Annotated in this window: 13 protein-coding genes and 4 tRNA genes; 4 read left to right on the forward strand and 13 right to left on the reverse strand. The window is 66.7% G+C overall.

From position 1 onward, the window contains the following. Positions 1 to 19: 19 nt before the first annotated feature. The 3 genes from VES41_RS23945 to VES41_RS23955 form a co-directional block, all read right to left on the reverse strand. On the reverse strand, positions 20 to 1324 hold the full coding sequence (locus tag VES41_RS23945) for an MFS transporter (RefSeq protein ID WP_324822373.1): 1305 nt from the start codon (positions 1322 to 1324) through the stop codon (positions 20 to 22). Positions 1325 to 1429: 105 nt separating this feature from the next. Further along, positions 1430 to 2062 carry a DUF6806 family protein gene (locus tag VES41_RS23950; protein WP_324822376.1) on the reverse strand — a complete coding sequence of 211 codons (633 nt, stop codon included), beginning with the start codon at positions 2060 to 2062 and terminating at the stop codon, positions 1430 to 1432. 275 nt (positions 2063 to 2337) lie between these two features. Then, positions 2338 to 2422, reverse strand: a tRNA-Leu gene (locus VES41_RS23955). A 611-nt stretch (positions 2423 to 3033) separates the two neighbouring features. On the opposite strand from VES41_RS23955, the gene VES41_RS23960 reads away from it, so the two are divergent. Further along, a complete protein-coding gene (locus tag VES41_RS23960) occupies positions 3034 to 3732 on the forward strand; it encodes a type VI secretion system accessory protein TagJ (RefSeq protein ID WP_324822379.1) in 699 nt (232 codons plus the stop codon). 53 nt (positions 3733 to 3785) lie between these two features. Here VES41_RS23960 and VES41_RS23965 read toward each other — a convergent pair. From VES41_RS23965 to VES41_RS24005, 9 genes are all read right to left on the reverse strand, one after another. After that, positions 3786 to 3859 (reverse strand) — tRNA-Cys (locus tag VES41_RS23965). 85 nt (positions 3860 to 3944) lie between these two features. After that, positions 3945 to 4020 (reverse strand) — tRNA-Gly (locus tag VES41_RS23970). Positions 4021 to 4087: 67 nt separating this feature from the next. Next, complete coding sequence (gene lon / locus VES41_RS23975) at positions 4088 to 6529, reverse strand: endopeptidase La (RefSeq protein WP_324822382.1); 2442 nt, start codon at positions 6527 to 6529, stop codon at positions 4088 to 4090. Positions 6530 to 6652: 123 nt separating this feature from the next. After that, on the reverse strand, positions 6653 to 7918 hold the full coding sequence (gene clpX, locus VES41_RS23980) for an ATP-dependent Clp protease ATP-binding subunit ClpX (RefSeq protein ID WP_324822385.1): 1266 nt from the start codon (positions 7916 to 7918) through the stop codon (positions 6653 to 6655). Between the two features lie 103 nt (positions 7919 to 8021). Further along, the gene (gene clpP, locus VES41_RS23985) at positions 8022 to 8630 is read right to left on the reverse strand and encodes an ATP-dependent Clp endopeptidase proteolytic subunit ClpP (RefSeq protein WP_324822388.1); all 609 of its coding nucleotides are present in this window, start codon (positions 8628 to 8630) and stop codon (positions 8022 to 8024) included. A gap of 95 nt (positions 8631 to 8725) precedes the next feature. Beyond that, positions 8726 to 10045: a trigger factor gene (gene tig / locus VES41_RS23990; RefSeq protein WP_324822391.1), complete on the reverse strand. Its 1320-nt coding sequence runs from the start codon at positions 10043 to 10045 to the stop codon at positions 8726 to 8728. A gap of 30 nt (positions 10046 to 10075) precedes the next feature. Then, a tRNA-Leu gene (locus VES41_RS23995) sits at positions 10076 to 10162 on the reverse strand. Positions 10163 to 10307: 145 nt separating this feature from the next. Further along, complete coding sequence (locus VES41_RS24000; protein WP_324822394.1) at positions 10308 to 13505, reverse strand: efflux RND transporter permease subunit; 3198 nt, start codon at positions 13503 to 13505, stop codon at positions 10308 to 10310. 10 nt (positions 13506 to 13515) lie between these two features. Then, entirely contained in the window at positions 13516 to 14700 is a 1185-nt protein-coding gene (locus VES41_RS24005) for an efflux RND transporter periplasmic adaptor subunit (protein ID WP_324822397.1), read from the reverse strand. Between the two features lie 150 nt (positions 14701 to 14850). Here VES41_RS24005 and hpnC point away from each other — a divergent pair, with 150 nt between their 5' ends. From hpnC to hpnE, 3 genes are read left to right on the forward strand one after another with little or no spacing between them, the layout of a single operon-like run. Then, positions 14851 to 15768, forward strand: a complete 918-nt coding sequence (gene hpnC, locus VES41_RS24010; RefSeq protein WP_324822401.1) for a squalene synthase HpnC — start codon at positions 14851 to 14853, stop codon at positions 15766 to 15768. Next, on the forward strand, positions 15765 to 16604 hold the full coding sequence (gene hpnD / locus VES41_RS24015; RefSeq protein ID WP_324822404.1) for a presqualene diphosphate synthase HpnD: 840 nt from the start codon (positions 15765 to 15767) through the stop codon (positions 16602 to 16604). The genes hpnC and hpnD overlap by 4 nt, the downstream gene beginning before the upstream one ends. Beyond that, positions 16601 to 17941, forward strand: a complete 1341-nt coding sequence (gene hpnE, locus VES41_RS24020) for a hydroxysqualene dehydroxylase HpnE (protein ID WP_324822407.1) — start codon at positions 16601 to 16603, stop codon at positions 17939 to 17941. The genes hpnD and hpnE overlap by 4 nt, the downstream gene beginning before the upstream one ends. Here hpnE and VES41_RS24025 read toward each other — a convergent pair. After that, complete coding sequence (locus tag VES41_RS24025; RefSeq protein ID WP_324822411.1) at positions 17901 to 18353, reverse strand: SH3 domain-containing protein; 453 nt, start codon at positions 18351 to 18353, stop codon at positions 17901 to 17903. The genes hpnE and VES41_RS24025 overlap by 41 nt on opposite strands. Between the last annotated feature and the right edge of the window lie 107 nt (positions 18354 to 18460).

Genomic DNA, 18460 nt, shown 5'->3' on the forward strand with positions numbered 1-18460 from the left:
GGCGGCGCGGCATCCGGTTTCAGGCCGCGACCGTCTCCAGCGCGGCGCGACGCCCGCGCCGCATGTCGATCGGCAACAGCAGCAGCAGGCCCGCGATGAACAGCACCGATGTCGCCAGGATCGCGACGCGCTGGTTGCCGTGCGTCGCCCAGGTCACGAGCCCATAGGCCAGCGGGCCGACAATGGCCGCCAACCGTGTGGCAAAGCTCCACAGGCCGAAGAACTCCGCCAGCTGGCGCGGCGGCGTGAGCACGCCGACCATTGCGCGTCCGGCGCTCTGGCTCGATCCCATGGCCAGGCCCGCGATGGCGGCAGCGATCCAGAAGCCGCCCTTGGTCGTGACGCTCGCCGCGATCAGGCATACGGCAATCCATGCGATCAGGGTGATGGACAAGGCCAGCCGATGGCCCAGCCGGTCCTGCACATAACCGAACGCAAAGGCGCCGGCGGCAGCGGCCAGGTTCAGCACGAAGATCAGCACCATGGTCTCTTGCGGCTTGAAGCCGATCACCTGCTCGGCATAGATCGCCGCCAGCGTGATGGCCACCGCCACGCCGCCCTGGTAGCACACGGTGCAGGCCAGCAGCCAGACGAAATCACGGTAGCGCCGCGCGGCGCGCCAGGTATCGAGCAACTGCCGCCAGGCGCTGGTGGCCGCGCGCGCCTGCGGCACTGCGCGCTCGGGCAACAGCCAGAAGGTCGCGCATGCGGCCGAACCATAGAGCGCCGCCGTGATCAGCATGCACACCGGCACGAAGTGCGACGCCGGCAGTCCGCGGGCCTGCGACCACAGCACGTAGCCCAGGCACAGCCCCAGCGCAAGCATGCCGCCGATGTAGCCGAAGCCCCAGCCCCAGCCGCTGACCTTGCCCATGCCCTCGGCCGTCGCGAGTTCCGGCAGGAAGGCCGCGGTCAGCGACTCGCCGTACGAATAGAAGGTGTTGGACACGACGATGAAGAGCAACGATGCCAGCACGGCCCACTGGGCCGGCAACGCCGGCACGCAGGCCAGCAGTGCCGTGCCGGCAACGCAGCCGGCCGTCACGATCATCAGCAGTCTCTTCTTGGCCGCATGCAGGTCGGCCCATGCGCCCAGCGCCGGCATGCTGATCATGACGATGGCGTAGGACAGGCTCAGTGCGCTGGTCCAGGCCAGCGGCCCCCAGTGCGCGCCTTGGGCAATGCCGCCGACGAAGTACGCCGAGAACACGGCGGTGATGACCACTGTGGTGTAGCCCGAGTTGGCGAAGTCGTACATGGCCCAGCCGAAGACTTCGCGCCGGCGCACGCCCGAGCGCAGGGCCGATGAGGAAAAGAGCGACAAGACGGGCTTTCGTGGACAAAACGGCGCGAAGCATAGCCCAGACGCACAACGCGCGGGCCGTGGCTTCGCTGCCGTATCCACGCCGGGCACTCGCCCGGCGGTCGCTCAGTGCAGGTGGCGCGGCCTGCGGCCGCCGCCGTGGCCGCCGGCACCCGGTCCGCCGCTGCCTCCGCGCGGTCGCTTGCCGATTTCCAGCGAGCTGACGAGCGCGTCGAAGCGGTCGGAGAAGAGCTTGTCGATCTCCGCGACCACGCCGCCGAGTTCGGCGCCTTCGAAGTGGCGCTCCATCAGGTGAACCACGTCCTCGACGAGAAGGTCACGCTGCACCTGCATGATGGCAGCAGGATTGGGGCCGACGAAAAGCATGAGGAAGTCGTCGCGCGATTCGTCCTCGGGCTCGCCCTCGTCCTCGTCGTAGTCGGTGTCGTAGAAGGTGACCTCGATCGCCGCGCCCTGCTCGGTCAGATCGTTGAGCGCCATGCACATCTCGTCGAGGGCATGGCGGAAATCCTCGTCGCCCGCCACGGTCCAGCATATCTGCAGGACCTGTTCCTTCTGCTCGAAGCGGATGCCGGGCTCCTCCTCGTAGGAACTGGCGGCGCCGTCGGCCAGCGACTTGGCGCCGGCGTACTGCCACAGAGGCTTGAGGGCTTCCTGGATCTGCGCAAAGCTCACGTCAGCGCGCAGGGGCACATCGCCGTGCACATGGATTTCGAATGGAGCGTCGTAGCGTGACATCGTCATGCTCCCTTGTCATGTAGTTGGTGTCTATACGGGTCGCGAAGTGCCGAGAGACCCGCACGAGTGCTGGGCACCTTGGATTTTGACTCGCCGGATACCGTGAAAAGCACCGCAGATTCTCGAGCGTAGCGCCGATCCAACGACCGCGCAGCAGGTCTGCGAGTGTATTCGACCAGGGGAGGTACGGCGCCGGACGTCGCAACAGGCCCTTCAAGGGAACGACAGCCCGCCAGTGGCATGCGAGGGCTTCGAGTGTCGCTCGACATCTCGACTGGTGCCCGGAGCCGGAATCGAACCGGCACGCCTCTCGGCGGGGGATTTTAAGTCCCCTGTGTCTACCAATTTCACCATCCGGGCCGTGGGCCTCCGCATGCGAAGCCCCAAAACGAAACAGCCCCGCCAACTCGGTGGGGCTGCCAAACTGAACTTTCTGAGTTTAAGGCACGGCGCCGTGAGCTGACGCAGGCGCGTGGCTTTGCCTCGTCGCGACCGTCACGCGGCACACACGCGAGCCGTCGAGCGCTTGCGCGTGGAGCCCACCTGCGACCAGCGGGCTGGCTCGGCTTTCGCAGTGTACTTTGCTCACAAAAATCTCCATTTGGTCATCGACATTTTTTAGAATCGATTAAGAATAAGAATTCCAAATCTATTCATGCAATTGACCATCCGAGCGCGAGGATTCGGGACATTATTCCAATGCAAATTAACGCCGGAACCGTATATTTTCAAAGGTTCCGGTTGCATGGCGTCGCAGTTGAGCCGACCCGTCCTGGGCCGAATATTCAACTTTGCAAGCAAGAATGCCGTCAAATCCTTCCCGGTCTTTCAGAGAATGGTCTCAATCCAGGCCGCTACGTACCAGCCTTGCACGCGCCGAGGCAGCCGTGCGCGCGCAGCCGCGCAGCCCCAGGTCACGCAGGCTGCTTTTTGACCTGCTGTGCATCCTCGGCCAATGGAAGCGGGCCGGGATGCAATTGCAGATCCTTGCCGACACCGATCGCAGCTTCGAGGACAACGCCACGCTCCTTGGCAAACTGATCCGGGCCGAGTGCCAGCGCGCCAAGGTGCTCCGCGGGCTGGCCGCCCCATCGACGTTCGGGTCCAAGGACGGCTTTACGCCACCGTGGATGCTGCAACTGTCCGAAGCGCTGCGGCTCATCGCGCGGCCGCCCGCCATGGCGTCGACCGCCCTCACAGCCAGCGACGCCCTGCGCAGGACGGCGCTCGCCGGCACGCCCGAAACGCCGGGACGGTGCGACGCCCTCCCCGCAGCCTTCGACTGGATCACGGACAGCGACACGCGGCTCGGGCCGGTCTGCGAAGTGGTCCTGCCCAACGGCTACCACTGGATCGCGCTGGACGACCTTCAAAGCCTGCGCATGGAGGCTCCCACGCAATTGCAGGACCTCATCTGGTCGCGCGCGCAATTCCAGCTTCGCCATGGACCAGAGTTCGAAGGCTACATGCCGATGCGTTATCCCGTGCGGGCGGAGGATCGGGACACCTTGCTGCTTGCCCGCGAAACCGTGTGGACCAACCTCGGCGAAACCGCGGTACTCGGCCACGGGCAGAAAGTGTGGAGCACGGACAAAGGCGATATTCCTTTGCTCGATGTTCGGCACTGCACGTTCCACGAACCAGGCAGCACCGTCGCGCCAGGCCAATGAAAAACGCCGCGCATGTCATTCATGCGCGGCGCTGGAAAAGTGCCTGAAGGGGGTGGAGGCGCGAGCCGGAGTCGAACCGGCCTAACCGGATTTGCAATCCGGGGCATAACCGCTTTGCTATCGCGCCGCTCTCAAAAGCTAGTCGAGCGAGGACGTTGCATACCCGCTGACGAAAAAGGGAAGCCCGTGCTTCCCTTTCCTGTACGTGACTCTGGAGCGGGAAAGGAGGCTCGAACTCCCGACCTCAACCTTGGCAAGGTTGCGCTCTACCAACTGAGCTATTCCCGCGTCTCGAAGCCTTCGATTATAGCGTAGATATTTGAGCTCGATCAAGCAATTCGCACGTGATACGTGCTCAATGCTTGACCGGGCCTTCTCCCGGCTGCGCAGCACGCTGCTTGGCAATGTCGGCCATGGCCGCCTGAGAGGCTGCAACCTCTTCGTCGGACAACGGCGTCGGCGCCTTCTCGAGCGCGATCTCCAGCACCTTGTCGATCCACTTGACCGGGATGATCTCGAGGCCGTTCTTCACGTTCTCGGGAATGTCCTGCAGGTCCTTCGCGTTCTCCTCGGGAATCATCACGGTCTTGATACCGCCGCGCAGCGCCGCCAGGAGTTTCTCCTTCAGGCCGCCGATGGCCGTCACCTCTCCGCGAAGCGTGATCTCGCCAGTCATGGCGACGTCGCCGCGGACCGGAATGCCGGTCAGTGCCGACACCAAAGCCGTCGTCATCGCCGCGCCGGCGCTCGGCCCGTCCTTGGGCGTCGCACCGTCCGGCACGTGGATGTGGATGTCGCGCTTCTCGAACGCGTCGTCGCGGATGCCCAGGCGCCGCGCCCGGCTGCGCACCACGGTGCGCGCCGCCTCAACCGACTCCTTCATGACATCACCGAGCGACCCGGTCCGGGCGATGATGCCCTTGCCGGGCATGCTCGCCGCCTCGATGGTCAGCAGGTCGCCGCCCACTTCGGTCCAGGCCAGGCCCACGACCTGGCCCACCTGGTTCTGCTGCTCGGCGCGGCCATAGGTGAACTTCTGGACACCCAGGAATTCGTTCAGATTGTCCGGCGTGACCGTCACCAGCGGCTGCAGCTTCTTGAGCTGGATTCCCTTGACCACCTTGCGGCAGATCTTGGAGAGTTCCCGCTCGAGCGAGCGCACGCCGGCTTCGCGCGTGTAGTAACGGACGATGTCCCGCACCGCCTCGTCGGTGATGCGCAGTTCGCCTTCCTTGACGCCGTTGTTGGCCAGTTGCTTGGGCAGCAGGTACTTCAGCGCGATGTTCGTCTTCTCGTCCTCGGTGTAGCCCGACAGGCGGATCACTTCCATCCGGTCCAGCAGGGCTGGCGGGATGTTCATCGAGTTGGACGTGGCAACGAACATCACGTCCGACAGGTCGAAATCGACCTCGACATAGTGGTCGCCGAACGTGTGGTTCTGCTCCGGATCGAGCACTTCCAGCAGGGCCGACGACGGGTCGCCCCGGAAATCGGTTCCCAGCTTGTCGATCTCGTCGAGCAGGAACAGCGGATTGCGGGTGCCGACCTTGCTCAGGCTGGTGAGCACCTTGCCCGGCAGCGCCCCGATGTAGGTGCGGCGATGGCCCCGGATCTCGGCCTCGTCGCGCATGCCGCCCAGTGCCATGCGAACGTATTTGCGCCCCGTGGCCTTGGCAACCGACTGGCCCAGCGAGGTCTTGCCCACCCCGGGCGGGCCGACCAGGCACAGGATCGGTGCCTTGACCTTGTCCACGCGCTGCTGAACCGCGAGATATTCCAGGATGCGGTCCTTGACCTTCTCCAGGCCGTAGTGGTCCTCGTTGAGGACTTCCTCGGCATGCGCCAGGTCGTGCTTGATCTTCGTCTTCTTCGCCCAGGGCAGGCCCACCAGCACGTCGATGTAGTTGCGCACCACCGTGGCCTCGGCCGACATGGGCGACATCAGCTTGAGCTTCTTGAGCTCCGCGTCGGCCTTCTTGCGCGCGTCCTTGGGCATCTTGGCGAGCTTGATCTTCTTTTCGATCTCCTCGATGTCCGCGCCGTCCTCGCCCTCGCCCAGTTCCTTCTGGATCGCCTTGACCTGCTCGTTGAGGTAGAAGTCGCGTTGGTTCTTCTCCATCTGCCGTTTCACGCGGCCGCGGATCTTCTTGTCCACGTTGAGGATGTCGACCTCGCGCTCGAGCTGCGCGAAAAGGTTCTCCAGCCGGTCCTTGACCGGGTCCAGGTCGAGCACCGCCTGCTTGTTCTCGAGCTTGAGCGGCAGGTGCGCCGCGATCGTGTCGGCCAGGCGGCCCGGCGCGTCGATGCTGGAGATCGAGGTGAGGATCTCCGGCGGAATCTTCTTGTTGAGCTTGACGTACTGGTCGAACTGCTGCATGACCGCACGGCGCAGCGCCTCGACCTCGGTGTTCGCCGGGCTGGTGACCTCCACCGCCTCGACCGGCGTCACGTTGGCGCTGAAATGCGACTCATGGTCGACGATCTGGTTCACGCGGGCGCGCTGCTGCCCTTCGACCAGCACCTTCACGGTGCCGTCGGGCAACTTGAGCATCTGCAGGATGGTCGAGACGCAACCGACTTCGAACATGTCGTCCGTCGCGGGCTCGTCCTTGGCGGCGGCCTTCTGCGCCACCAGCATGATGCGGCGCTCGGCCTCCATCGCGAGCTCGAGTGCCTTGATGCTCTTGGGCCGGCCGACAAACAGGGGAATGACCATATGGGGAAATACCACGACGTCGCGCAGCGGCAACAGCGGCAGGTCCACCGGGTCGGAAGGCAAGGGAGTGTGTCCGGACATGGCAATCCTTCAGGGGAGATCAGACAAAGATGGTCGGATCCGCACGCATTTCAAGTGCGCGCGGCAAACCCAAGGGAAACGCGCCTGCGCGCGTGGCCGGAAAAAAGCCCAGGCGATTGAACACTAGGCCTTCTTGGCCGCCTCTCGGTACACGAGCAGCGGCGGCTTGTTTTCGTCGATGGTGGAATCCTCGACGACCACTTTCTCGACGTTCGCGGCGTTCGGCAGGTCGAACATCGTGTCGATCAGGGATTGCTCGAGAATGGAGCGCAGGCCGCGCGCACCGGTCTTGCGCGCCAGCGCCTTGCGTGCAATGGCCTTGAGCGCCGCCGGGCGGATCTCGAGCTCGACGCCCTCCATCTGCAGCAGCTTGTGGAACTGCTTGACGACGGCGTTCTTCGGCTCGGTGAGGATCCGGACCAGGGCATCCTCGCTCAGCTCGGCCAGCGAGGCGACCACCGGCATGCGGCCCACCAGTTCGGGAATCAGGCCGAACTTGATCAGGTCTTCCGGCTCGACCTCGCGGAACACCTCGGTGATGCTGCGCTGCTGCTTGCTGCGCACGGCGGCGCCGAAGCCGATGCCGGAGGCCTCGGTGCGGTTCTCGATCACCTTCTCCAGGCCGGCGAACGCGCCGCCGCAGATGAACAGGATGTTGGTCGTGTCGATCTGCAGGAAATCCTGGTTGGGGTGCTTGCGCCCGCCTTGCGGCGGCACGCTGGCCATGGTCCCCTCGATGAGCTTGAGCAGCGCCTGCTGCACGCCCTCGCCGGAGACGTCGCGCGTGATGCTGGGGTTGTCCGACTTGCGCGAGATCTTGTCGATTTCGTCGATGTAGACGATGCCGCGCTGGGCCCGCTCGACCTCGTAGTTGCAGCTTTGCAGCAGCTTCTGGATGATGTTCTCGACGTCCTCGCCGACGTAGCCGGCTTCGGTCAGCGTGGTGGCGTCGGCCATCACGAAAGGCACGTTGAGCTGGCGCGCCAGCGTCTGCGCCAGCAGCGTCTTGCCGGACCCGGTCGGGCCGATCAGCAGGATGTTGCTCTTGGACAGTTCGACGTCGTCACCGGCGGACTTTTCCTTGTGCTTGAGGCGCTTGTAGTGGTTGTACACCGCCACCGCCAGCATCCGCTTGGCGGGCTCCTGGCCGATCACGTAGTTGTCGAGGTTGGCCTTGATCTCGGACGGCGCCGGAAGATCGCTCTTGGCCTCGCGTCCTTCGTCGGCGGCGGGCAACTCGTCACGGATGATCTCGTTGCACAGGTCGATGCATTCGTCGCAAATGAACACCGAAGGCCCAGCGATCAGCTTTTTCACCTCATGCTGGCTCTTGCCGCAGAAGGAGCAGTAAAGCGTTTTTTCGCTGGAAGAGCCTTTCTTGTCGGCCATGGGCGGATGCCTCGTAACAGGGGTGTGTCAATGATAGCGAAACAAAAACGGCGTCCTCCGTGTGGAAAACGCCGTTCTGGGGGGACCGGGCGTCCAGGTGCGCTCAGGAGCGCTGGTGGATGACCTGGTCGACCAGTCCGTATTCCTTGGACTCGTCGGCCGTCAGGAAATAGTCACGCTCGGTGTCGGCCTTGATTTTCTCAAGCGGCTGGCCGGTGCGCTCGGCCAGGATGCGATTCATCTGATCCTTGGTGCGCAGAATGTCGCGCGCATGGATCTCGATGTCGGTCGCCTGGCCGCGGGCGCCGCCCAGCACCTGGTGGATCATGATCTTGGAATTGGGCAGGGAGAAACGCTTGCCCTTGGCACCGGCGGCCAGCAGGAACGCGCCCATGCTGGCTGCGAAGCCTACGCACAGGGTCGACACATCCGGCTTGATGAACTGCATGGTGTCGTAGATCGCCATGCCGGCCGTGACGCTGCCGCCGGGCGAATTGATGTAGAACGAGATGTCCTTGTCGGGGTTCTCGCTCTCCAGGAACAGCAGCTGCGCCACCACCAGGTTGGCGGTCTGGTCGTTCACTTCGCCGACCAGGAAGATCACGCGCTCCTTCAGCAGGCGCGAATAGATGTCGTACGACCGCTCGCCGCGGCCCGACTGCTCGATGACCATCGGGATCATGCCGAGGGCCTGGGTGTCCTGTGCGCTCATGTGTTGCTCCGGAAAGTGCTTGTACTTTACCCAAACGAAATGGGGCTCGTGCGCCAAAGCACAAGCCCCATCCCGGATCAGGGACGCAGCGCCGCTCAGGCCTGCTGCTGTTGCGCCATCAGTTCGTCGAATCCGACCTTCTTCTCGGCGACCTTGGCCTTGCCCAGCACGAAGTCGGTCACGTTGTTCTCGATCACGACGGCTTCCACCTCGCCGAGGCGGCGGGCGTCGCTGTAGTACCAACGCACCACGTCCGCCGGACGCTCGTAGCTGGCGGCCATTTCTTCCACGTGGGCCTTGATCTGCTCGGGCTTGGCCGTCAGGTCGTTGGCGCGAACCAGCTCTGCCACCACCAGGCCCAGGCGCACGCGCCGCTCTGCCTGCGGGCGGAAGACCTCGTCGGGGATCGGCGCCTTGTCGGCGTCCTTGATGCCGCGCTGCTTGAGTTCGGCGCGGGCATTCTCGACCATGCGCTCGATCTCGGCCTGGACGCTGGCGTTGGGCAGGTCCAGCTCGGCGTTGGCGATCAGCGCGTCCATCACGGCGGTCTTGTTGCGCGCCAGGAGGCGGAACTTGACTTCGCGCTCGAGATTCTTGCGGACGTCCGCGCGCAGTCCTTCGACCGTGGCGTCGGCGATGCCCAGCGACTTGGCCAGTTGCTCGTTCACTTCCGGCAGGTTGGCCGCTTCGAGCTTCTTCACGGTGACCATGAAGTCGGCCTGCTTGCCGGCCACGTCGCGGCCATGGTAGTCCTCGGGGAAGGACAGCGGGAAGGTGCGGCTGTCGCCGACCTTCAGGCCGGCCACGGCGTCCTCGAATTCCTTGAGCATCTGGCCTTCGCCGACGATGAACTGGAAGTCCTCGGCCTTGCCGCCCTGGAAGGGCTCGCCGTCGATCTTGCCCTCGAAATCGACCGTCACGCGGTCGCCGTCCTGCACCACGGCGTCCTGCGGACGCTGCGCGAAGGAGCGGCGCTGCTTGCGCAGGATGTCGATGGTCTTGTCGATCGCGTCGTCGCCCACCTCGGCGTCGAGCTTCTCGACGGTCGCGGCCGACAGGTCGCCGATCTTGACCTCGGGGAACACCTCGAAGACGGCGTCGAAGCTCATCTCGCCCTCGGGCGCGCCGTCCTTCTCGGTGATGCGCGGCTGCCCGGCCACGCGCAGCTTGGCCTCGTTGGCTGCCTGCGAGAACGCCTCGCCGACCTTGTCATTCATGACCTCGTAGTGCACCGAGTAGCCGTAGCGCTGGGCAACGACGCTCATCGGCACCTTGCCGGGGCGAAAGCCGTCCATGCGGACAGTGCGCGCCAGCTTCTTCAGGCGGCTGTCGACTTCGGACTTGATGACGTCGACCGGAAGGGTCAGCGTGATCTTGCGTTCGAGCTTCTCGAGGGTTTCAACGTTCACGGTCATTTCCATTTCCTAGGAAGGATATCTTTGCAGTGGTGCGCGGGGCCGGACTCGAACCGGCACACTCTTGCGAGCGTCAGGACCTAAACCTGGTGCGTCTACCAATTTCGCCACCCGCGCTGACGTACCTGGCAATGCCTCAGCAAAGACTCAAGCAGATCTCTTCTGGTTGCAGGCTGCCTTGAAGGCCGCACCGGCTTGCGCGAGCAGCAAACCCGTGAGCCTGCGTGCTGCGCCGCCCGGCCGAAGCCGCCCGCGAAATTAGTCAACCCGGTATTTTAATCGGCTTCGACCCGCCCTTTTCGGGCGACCCGTCCGGCGCGTCGCGGCGGACGCGAAACCAGGCCGCGTACATGGCCGGAAGCGCCAGCAAGGTGAGCACCGTGGCCACGACCAGGCCCCCCATGATTGAGACCGCCATCGGGCCCCAGAAGCCGCTGCGCGACAGCGGCACCATGGCCAGCACCGCGGCTGCCGCGGTCAGGACGATCGGCCGCAGCCGCCGCACGGTGGATTCGACGATCGCGTCCCAGGCCGGCACCCCGGCGGCACGGTCCTGCTCGATCTGGTCGATCAGGATCACCGAGTTGCGCTGGATCATGCCCATCAGCGCGATCACGCCGAGCATGGCCACGAAGCCGAACGGCCGGTTCGACAGCAGCAGCGCGGCGGAAACGCCCGCGATGCCCAGCGGCCCTGTGATGAACACCAGCATCGCGCGGCTGAAGCTGTGCAACTGCAGCATGAGCAGGGTGAAGATGATGAACAGCATCACCGGCAGGCCCACGACGATGGACGACGACCCCTTGCTGCTTTCTTCGACCGCGCCGGCCACGTCGATGCGGTAGCCAGTGACGCCGTCGTCCTGCCAACGCGCTTCGAGGCGGCGCAACTCGGGCAGGAGCTGATCGGTCACGGTGGCGCCCTGCAGGCCTTCGGTGATGTCACCCTGGACCGTGATGGCATAGTCGCGGCCTTCGCGCCACATCACGCCGGGCTCCCAGGTGAAGACGGGCCTGGCGATCTGCGCCAACGGAATGGCCTGGCCGGACGCGGTGGGCACGTAGGCGTTGCCGATGTCGGAGATCGCCTCGCGCTCGTTCGGCGTCTGGCGCAGCACGATGTCGATCAGCTTGTCGCCCTCGCGGAACTGGCCGACGTTGGTTCCGCTGAACATGGTGCGCGAGGCCTGCGCGATCGACTGGCTGCTCACGCCCAGTGCGCGCGCCTTGGCCTGGTCCACCTCGAGCCGGATCACCTTGACCGACTCGTTCCAGTTGTCGTTGACACCGCGCATGTTGGGGTTGGCGCGCATCGCCTCCTTGACCTGGTCGGCCAGCACCCGCAGCTGCGCCGGATCGCCGCCGCGCACCCGGAACTGCACCGGGTAGGCCACGGGCGGGCCATTGGGCAGCAGCTTGACGCGCCCTCGCACCTCGGGGAACTCGTGGGCGAGAAGTTCAGGAAGCAGCTTGCGCAGCCGCTCACGCTCGTGCAGGTCCGCGGTCAGGACGATGAGCTGCGACACGTTGGTCTGCGGAAACACCTGGTCCAGCGGCAGGTAGAAGCGCGGCACGCCGGAGCCGATCCAGGCGGTCACCGACTTCACGCCGTCCTGCTGGCGCAGGCGCGCCTCGAGGCGCCGGGTCACCGCCTCGTTGGCGCCGAAGGACGTGCCCTCCGGGAACCAGGCGTCGACCAGGATTTCCGGCCTGCTCGAATCCGGGAAGAACTGTTGCTGCACCTTGCCCATGCCGACCACGCCCAGGGCGAACAGCAGCACGGTGCCGCCGATGGTGATCCAGCGGTGTGCCACGCACCAGTTCACCGTACGTCGGAAGGTGTTGTAGAAGGGCGTGTCGAACAGCTCGTGCGGCGGCGCGTCCGGCTCGCGCGCCTTCACCTTGAGCATCAGCGTGCCCAGGTACGGCACGAAGTAGACCGAGACGAACCAGGACAGCACCAGCGCCGTCACCGTCACCGCGAAGATGGCGTAGGTGTATTCGCCCGTGGTCGAGCGCGCCATGCCGATCGGCAGGAAGCCCGCCGCCGTGATCAGCGTGCCGGTCAGCATCGGCTTGGCCGTCAGGTCGTAGGCGAAGGTGGCTGCGCGCTTCTTGTCGTAGCCCTCCTCCAGCTTGCGCACCATCATCTCGACCGCGATGATGGCATCGTCCACCAGCAGGCCAAGCGCGATGATCAGCGAGCCCAGCGAGATCTTGTGCAGGCCGATGTCGAGGAACTTCATGGCCAGGAAGGTCACGCTCAGCACGAGCGGAATGGTGATGGCCACCACCAGGCCGGGACGCACGTCCACGTGCCAGCCCAGGCGGCCGCCCTTGTGCAGCCCGAGCGACAGGATGCTCACCGCGAGCACGATCACCACCGCCTCGATCAGCACCCTGATGAACTCGTTGACCGACGTCGACACGGCGACCGGCTGGTCCTGCACCTGCGCCAGGCGCATGCCGACGGGCAGACGGCGGCCGATCTCGTCCGTCGCCGCATGCAGCGCCTTGCCCAGCGCGATGATGTCCCCGCCCTTCGTCATGGCCACCCCCAGCGCGATCACGTCGCGGCCCTGGTGGCGCACCTTCACGGTAGGCGGATCGACGTAGCCGCGATGCACCTCGGCAACGTCCGACAGGCGCAGCTGGCGGCCCGAACTGCCACGGATCGGCATGCTGCGAAGTTGCTCGACATCGTTGAACTGGCCCGCCACCCGCACCTGCACCACGTCCTGCGTCGACTGGATGGCGCCGGCGCTTTCCACCGCGTTCTGCTGGCCGAGCTGGCTCAGCACCGCATTGAAATCAAGGCCAAGCTGCGCCAGGCGCTTTTGCGACACCTCGATGTAGACCTTCTCGTCCTGCACGCCGAACAGCTCGACTTTCGAGACGTCCCGCACCCGCAGCAACTGCTGGCGCACGTCGTCCGCATGCACCTTGAGTTCGGCCAGCGAGAAGCCTTCGCTCTCCAGGGCATAGATCACGCCGTAGACGTCGCCGAACTCATCGTTGAAGAACGGCCCCTGAACGCCCGATGGCAAGGTCGAGCGCATGTCGCCCACCTTCTTGCGCACCGTGTACCAGACGTTGGGCACCTCGGCAGGGCGCGAGTTGTCCTTGATCTGGAAGATGATCTGCGACTCGCCCGGCTTCGAATAGCTGCGGATGACGTCGGCGTACGGCACCTCCTGCAGCGTGCGCTCGATCTTGTCGGTCACCTGCTCGGCGACCTGCTGCGCGGTCGCGCCAGGCCAGTAGGTGCGCACCACCATCGCCCGGAAGGTGAAGGGCGGGTCCTCGTTCTGGCCGAGCTGGAAGAAGGCGACGCTGCCCAGCAGCATCAGCACCACCATCAGGTAGCGCGTCAGCGGCGCATGCTCCAGCGCCCACTGCGAAAGATTGAAGCCGCGCTTGCCTTCGGGCGCGGCGCCCGGACCTTGGGAAGAGGACGTCATCGGCCGGTCCTCAGCGCTCGGCCGTGCGGGTGGCGGCCACCGGGGCGCGCTGGTCGGGGCCTGCCTCCTTGCGCCCGTACTTTTCCTTGTAGATGCTCACCTTCTGTCCCGGCGACAGCACATGCACGCCGGCGGTCACCACCAGCATGCCGGGCGCCAGCCCGGAGGCGATGACGGCCTCGTTGCCGTCCGCCGTGGCCACCTCGACCGTCTGCAGCTGTACCGTCATGCTGGACCGGTCGAGCACCCACACCGCGCTGCCCTTGCCCTGCGCGGCCTGTCGCAGCGCGCTGGTCGGCAGCTTGATCACCGGCCTGCCGACCTGCGACAACGCCTGCGGCCGCGCGTAGACGGTCGCACCCAGCGGCGGCGCCTTGTCGGCGTCGATGGCGACCTTGATCATGTACGTGCGCGTGACGGCGTCGGCACTGGCAGCGACCTCGCGCACCGTGCCTTGCAAATGGCCGTCGCCCTGCCCGTCCCAGCGCCGCACGCTGACCGGGGAGCCGACCGGGACCGCAACGGCCTGGTCCTCTGGCACGGCGAACACGACGTCGCGCCCGCCGTCCTGCGCCAGCCGCACCACGGTCGTGCCGGCCGTGACCACCTGGCCCGGCTCCGCCTCCACCGCGGTGATCACGCCGGCCGTATCGGCCACCAGCCGCGTGTAGCGCGCCTGGTTGCCTTGGGACGCCACCTGCGCCTGGGCCTGTTCCAGCTGTGCCTGGGCCGACCTGGCGGTGCTCTCGCGCCGCTCGAGTTCCGCCGCGCTGATGAAGTTCTGCGCCCGCAGGTCGCGGTAGCGCTTGAGATCGGCCGCCGCAAGGTCGCGGCTGGTCAGCGCGGCCGCGGCCTGGGCGCGCGCCGCCTCGGCCGCCAGCTGATAGTCGCGCGGATCGAGTTGCGCCAGCACCGTGCCGGGCGTCACGTGCTGGCCCAGTTGCGCCTGGCGCTCGGTGATCTTGCCGGTGACGCGAAAGCCGAGCCGCGTCTCGATGCGGGCTCGCACCTCGCCCGAGAACTCCACGGCGGTCCCGAACCGATCGGCCGCGACCTCCATCACCTTGACCGCCCGGACCGGCTCCGGCGGCGGCGGCGCCTGCTTGCAGCCGCCCACGGCGGTGGCCACGACGGCGCCTGCCAGGATGAGCCCCAGGATGCGTGGAAAAGCGGCTGAGTCGTTCGGCACAGTCATGGCACAGGCGGGGGAAGGGTCCAAGGGAGATCGGCCAGTTAATGACCGACCGGTTAGTAATCTAGGTCAAAGCACCCCCAAAGTCAACGCGGCGAACGACATCGCGTGCGCCGCCGGGAGAGCGCCGGCGCGCTGCCCCACAATCCGCGCGTGCCGGATTCCTCTTCCTCCTCCCCGCCCTTCCCGACCGCGCCTGCCGTCGCCGGCCGCCACTACGAGAACTTTCCCGTCGCATCGTGGCTCTGCCCCCCGCGCCTGCGCCCGCCGATCGCCGCCATCTATGCCTTTGCCCGCACGGCGGACGACATCGCCGACGAGGGCGATGCGACACCCGATGAACGCCTGGCGCAGCTGGCGGCATACCGCGCGGACCTGCGCGCCTGCGCCGGCAATGCCGCGCATTCGGGCATGTGGCCCGACGTGTTCGGCCCCCTGGCCGAGGCCATCGCAGCCTTCGACCTGCCGCAGGACCTGCTGGCCGACCTGCTCAGCGCGTTCTGCCAGGACATCGAGAAAACCCGCGACGGCGCCGCATACGCCGACCGCGCCGAACTGCTTGACTACTGCGCCCGTTCCGCCAACCCGGTCGGCCGACTGCTGCTGCACCTGTACGGCATCGGAGACACCCGCGCCCTGGCGCAGAGTGACGCCATCTGCAGCGCCTTGCAGCTGATCAATTTCTGGCAGGACCTGGGCACCGACCTGCCGCGCGGCCGCTTCTACCTGCCGCTGGCCGATTGCGCCGCCCATGGCCTGTCGCGCGCCGACTTCGCCGGGGCGCGGCCGCTCGGATCGGCTGCGCCAGCGCCCGCCGCCCTGAGGCTCGTCGCCGCCGAAGTCGATTGGGCGCGGCGGCTGATGCACGAAGGCGCGCCGCTGGTCCACCGGGTGCCCGGACGGGCCGGCTGGGAACTGCGCCTGGTGGTCCAGGGCGGCCTGGCCATCCTGGACAAGATCGAACGGCTCGGCTTCGACACCTTCTCGCGCCGGCCCACCGTCGGCGCGGCGGATGCACCTCGCCTGGCGTGGAAAGCGCTGCGGATGCGGAGACAATCGCCCGCTGCATGAATCCAGAACAATACGTCCAGGAAAAGGCCGCCGCATCGGGCAGCAGCTTCTACTACGCCTTTCTCTTCCTGCCGGCCCCACGACGCGCCGCGATCACCGCCTTTTATGCCTTCTGCCGTGAGGTGGACGACGTGGTCGACGAGGTTCATGACCCTGGCGTGGCCGCGACCAAGCTGGCCTGGTGGCAAACCGAGGTGTCGCAGTCGTTTGCCGACCGCCCGCAGCATCCCGTCATGCAGGCGCTGATGCCGCACACCGCCGCGTTCGGGATCGAGGAGCGGCAGTTGCAGGACGTCATACGCGGCTGCCAGATGGACCTGGAGCAGACCCGCTACCTGGATTTCCCCGGCCTGGCCCGCTATTGCCACCTGGTGGCCGGCGTGGTCGGCGAAGTCGCGGCGCGCATCTTCGGCCAGCGCGACGAGGCCACCACCGTCTACGCGCACAAGCTCGGGCTGGCGCTGCAGCTGACCAACGTCATCCGCGACGTGGGCGAGGACGCCCTGCGCGGGCGCATCTATTTGCCGGTCAATGAACTGCAGCAATTCGACGTCAAGGCGCACGAGATCCTCAACCGTGTGCACTCCGAGCGCTTCGTGGCGTTGATGCGCTTCCAGGCCGAACGCGCCCACCGCTGCTACGACGAGGCGCTGGCACTGCTGCCCGCGGTCGACCGCCGCAGCCAGAAGCCGGGGCTGATGATGGCCAGCATCTACCGCACCCTGCTGCGGGAAATCGAGCGCGACAGCTTCCAGGTGCTGCACCAGCGCGTCAGCCTCACGCCGGTGCGCAAGCTCTGGCTGGCGTGGAAGGTGCAGGCGCTGGGCCGGTTGTGATCGCGGGCCGGGCGCCTGCCGCCGGACGGCAGCCGGCGCGCGTCGCCATCGTCGGCGGCGGCTGGGCCGGACTCGCGTGCGCCGTGCGCGCAACCGAGGCCGGCCATGCGGTCACCGTCTTCGAGGCCACGCGCACCTGGGGCGGGCGCGCCCGGCGCGTCGAGACGAACGAGGGCACGCTCGACAACGGCCAGCACATCCTCATCGGCGCCTACAGCGCATCGCTGGCCCTGATGCGCACGGTCGGCGTGGACCCGGACGCCGCCCTGCTGCGCATGCCGCTGACGCTGCGCTTCGCCGACGGCGGCGGCGTCGCCCTGCCGGCAGCGCCGCCGTCGCTGGCGCTTCTGGCCGGCATATGGGGCGCACGCGGCTGGGACTGGCGGGACAAGTCGACGCTGCTGGCCTGGGCATTGCGTTGGCGGGTGGCGGGGTTCCGATGTGCGCCGCAGGCCACGGTGGCCGACCTGGCGCGCAGCCTCACACCACGCGTGCGCGCCCAGCTGATCGAGCCGCTGTGCGTCTCGGCCCTCAATACGCCGCTCGACCGCGCCAGCGGCGAAGTGTTTCTGCGCGTGCTGCGCGATGCGCTGCTCGGCGGCCGCGGCAGCGCCGATCTCCTGCTGCCCCGGGTGGACCTGGGCGCGATGCTCCCCGATGCGGCGGCAGCCTGGCTCGCCGGCCACGGTGCCGTGCTCGAGCCCGGGCTGCGCGTGCGATCGCTCGCGCGGGTGGCGGCACGCTGGCAGATCGACGGCAACGCATTCGATGCCGTGGTACTGGCGACGCCGCCATGGGAAACCGCCCGCCTGGTGCGCGAAGCCTCCGGGATGGAAGAGCGCGCTGCCGCCGACTGGGCCGCTTGCGCGCAAACCCTGCAATACGAGGGCATTGCCACGGTCTACGCGGACGGGGCGCCGGCGCTGCCAGGCGGCCTTCCGTTGATGGCCCTGCATGGCAGCGGCGCGGCACCGGCCCAGTTCGTGTTCGACCGCGGCATGCTCGGCGGCCCACGCGGCCTGGCCGCCTTCGTGATCAGCGCCACGGATGCGCCGGCCGCGACCTTGCAGCGGCAGGTCCTGGCACAGGCCCGCGAGCAACTCGGATGGGAAGGACTGCGACCGGTCCGCACGATCGTGGAGAGACGGGCAACATTCGCCTGCGTTCCGGGCCTGCGACGGCCGTGGGCCGGCATCGCGCCCGGACTATGGGCCTGCGGCGACTACGTCGACGGTCCGTACCCGGCAACGCTCGAAGGGGCCGCGCGATGCGCGGACCAGGTGGCCGCCGCCCTGGCTACCAGCCCCAGACCAGGCGCCGCGACACCCAGCCCGTAACCCGGCCGAGCTTCACCTTCACCCAGTCGCCCTGGCGGCCGAGGGTGCGCATGATCTCGCCGTACTTGGCCTTGGCCAGCACCCGATGCTTCGTGCCGGGCCCGCTGCGGATGTTCAGGTTGTCGACCTTGGCGACGTGGTGGGCCTGGCGGTTGGTGACGGAACGGGCGATCCAGCCGGTATCGCCTTCGAAGTCGCGCACCTTGTACCAGTTGCTCTTGCGCCCGATCACCGCCAGCGGATAGCCGCGACTGAGTTCCCACTGCACCTTGTATCGCGTACTGGGCCCCGAGCGCAGGTGGGCACCTTCGCTCGCGGTGGCCACCATGTCGGCGGCCTGGGCCACGGTGCCGGCCAGCAGCAGCGCCAGGCCCATGAGCAGCGGGGTGATCCATCGGGCGGCCATCTTCATGCGTATTTTCTCCTCTTGCGCAATCATTGTGAAAAGGTCTTCGACGCACGGTGGCGCCGGAGCCGAAGTCGTATGTGCGCACCCGGGCGGTGAAGTTCCCGAGATGG

Origin of the sequence: Variovorax sp. (genome assembly GCF_035634955.1) — a bacterium.
GTDB lineage: Bacteria > Pseudomonadota > Gammaproteobacteria > Burkholderiales > Burkholderiaceae_C > Variovorax.

Coding starts and splice junctions, on each gene's coding strand:
- VES41_RS24000 (WP_324822394.1), bottom strand. CDS start 13,505: ATGACGTCCTCTTCCCAAGGTCCGGGCGCCGCGCCCGAAGGCAAGCGC.
- VES41_RS24005 (WP_324822397.1), bottom strand. CDS start 14,700: ATGACTGTGCCGAACGACTCAGCCGCTTTTCCACGCATCCTGGGGCTC.
- hpnD (WP_324822404.1), top strand. CDS start 15,765: ATGAATCCAGAACAATACGTCCAGGAAAAGGCCGCCGCATCGGGCAGC.
- clpX (WP_324822385.1), bottom strand. CDS start 7,918: ATGGCCGACAAGAAAGGCTCTTCCAGCGAAAAAACGCTTTACTGCTCC.
- VES41_RS23960 (WP_324822379.1), top strand. CDS start 3,034: ATGCAATTGCAGATCCTTGCCGACACCGATCGCAGCTTCGAGGACAAC.
- lon (WP_324822382.1), bottom strand. CDS start 6,529: ATGTCCGGACACACTCCCTTGCCTTCCGACCCGGTGGACCTGCCGCTG.
- VES41_RS23950 (WP_324822376.1), bottom strand. CDS start 2,062: ATGTCACGCTACGACGCTCCATTCGAAATCCATGTGCACGGCGATGTG.
- VES41_RS24025 (WP_324822411.1), bottom strand. CDS start 18,353: ATGAAGATGGCCGCCCGATGGATCACCCCGCTGCTCATGGGCCTGGCG.
- tig (WP_324822391.1), bottom strand. CDS start 10,045: ATGACCGTGAACGTTGAAACCCTCGAGAAGCTCGAACGCAAGATCACG.
- clpP (WP_324822388.1), bottom strand. CDS start 8,630: ATGAGCGCACAGGACACCCAGGCCCTCGGCATGATCCCGATGGTCATC.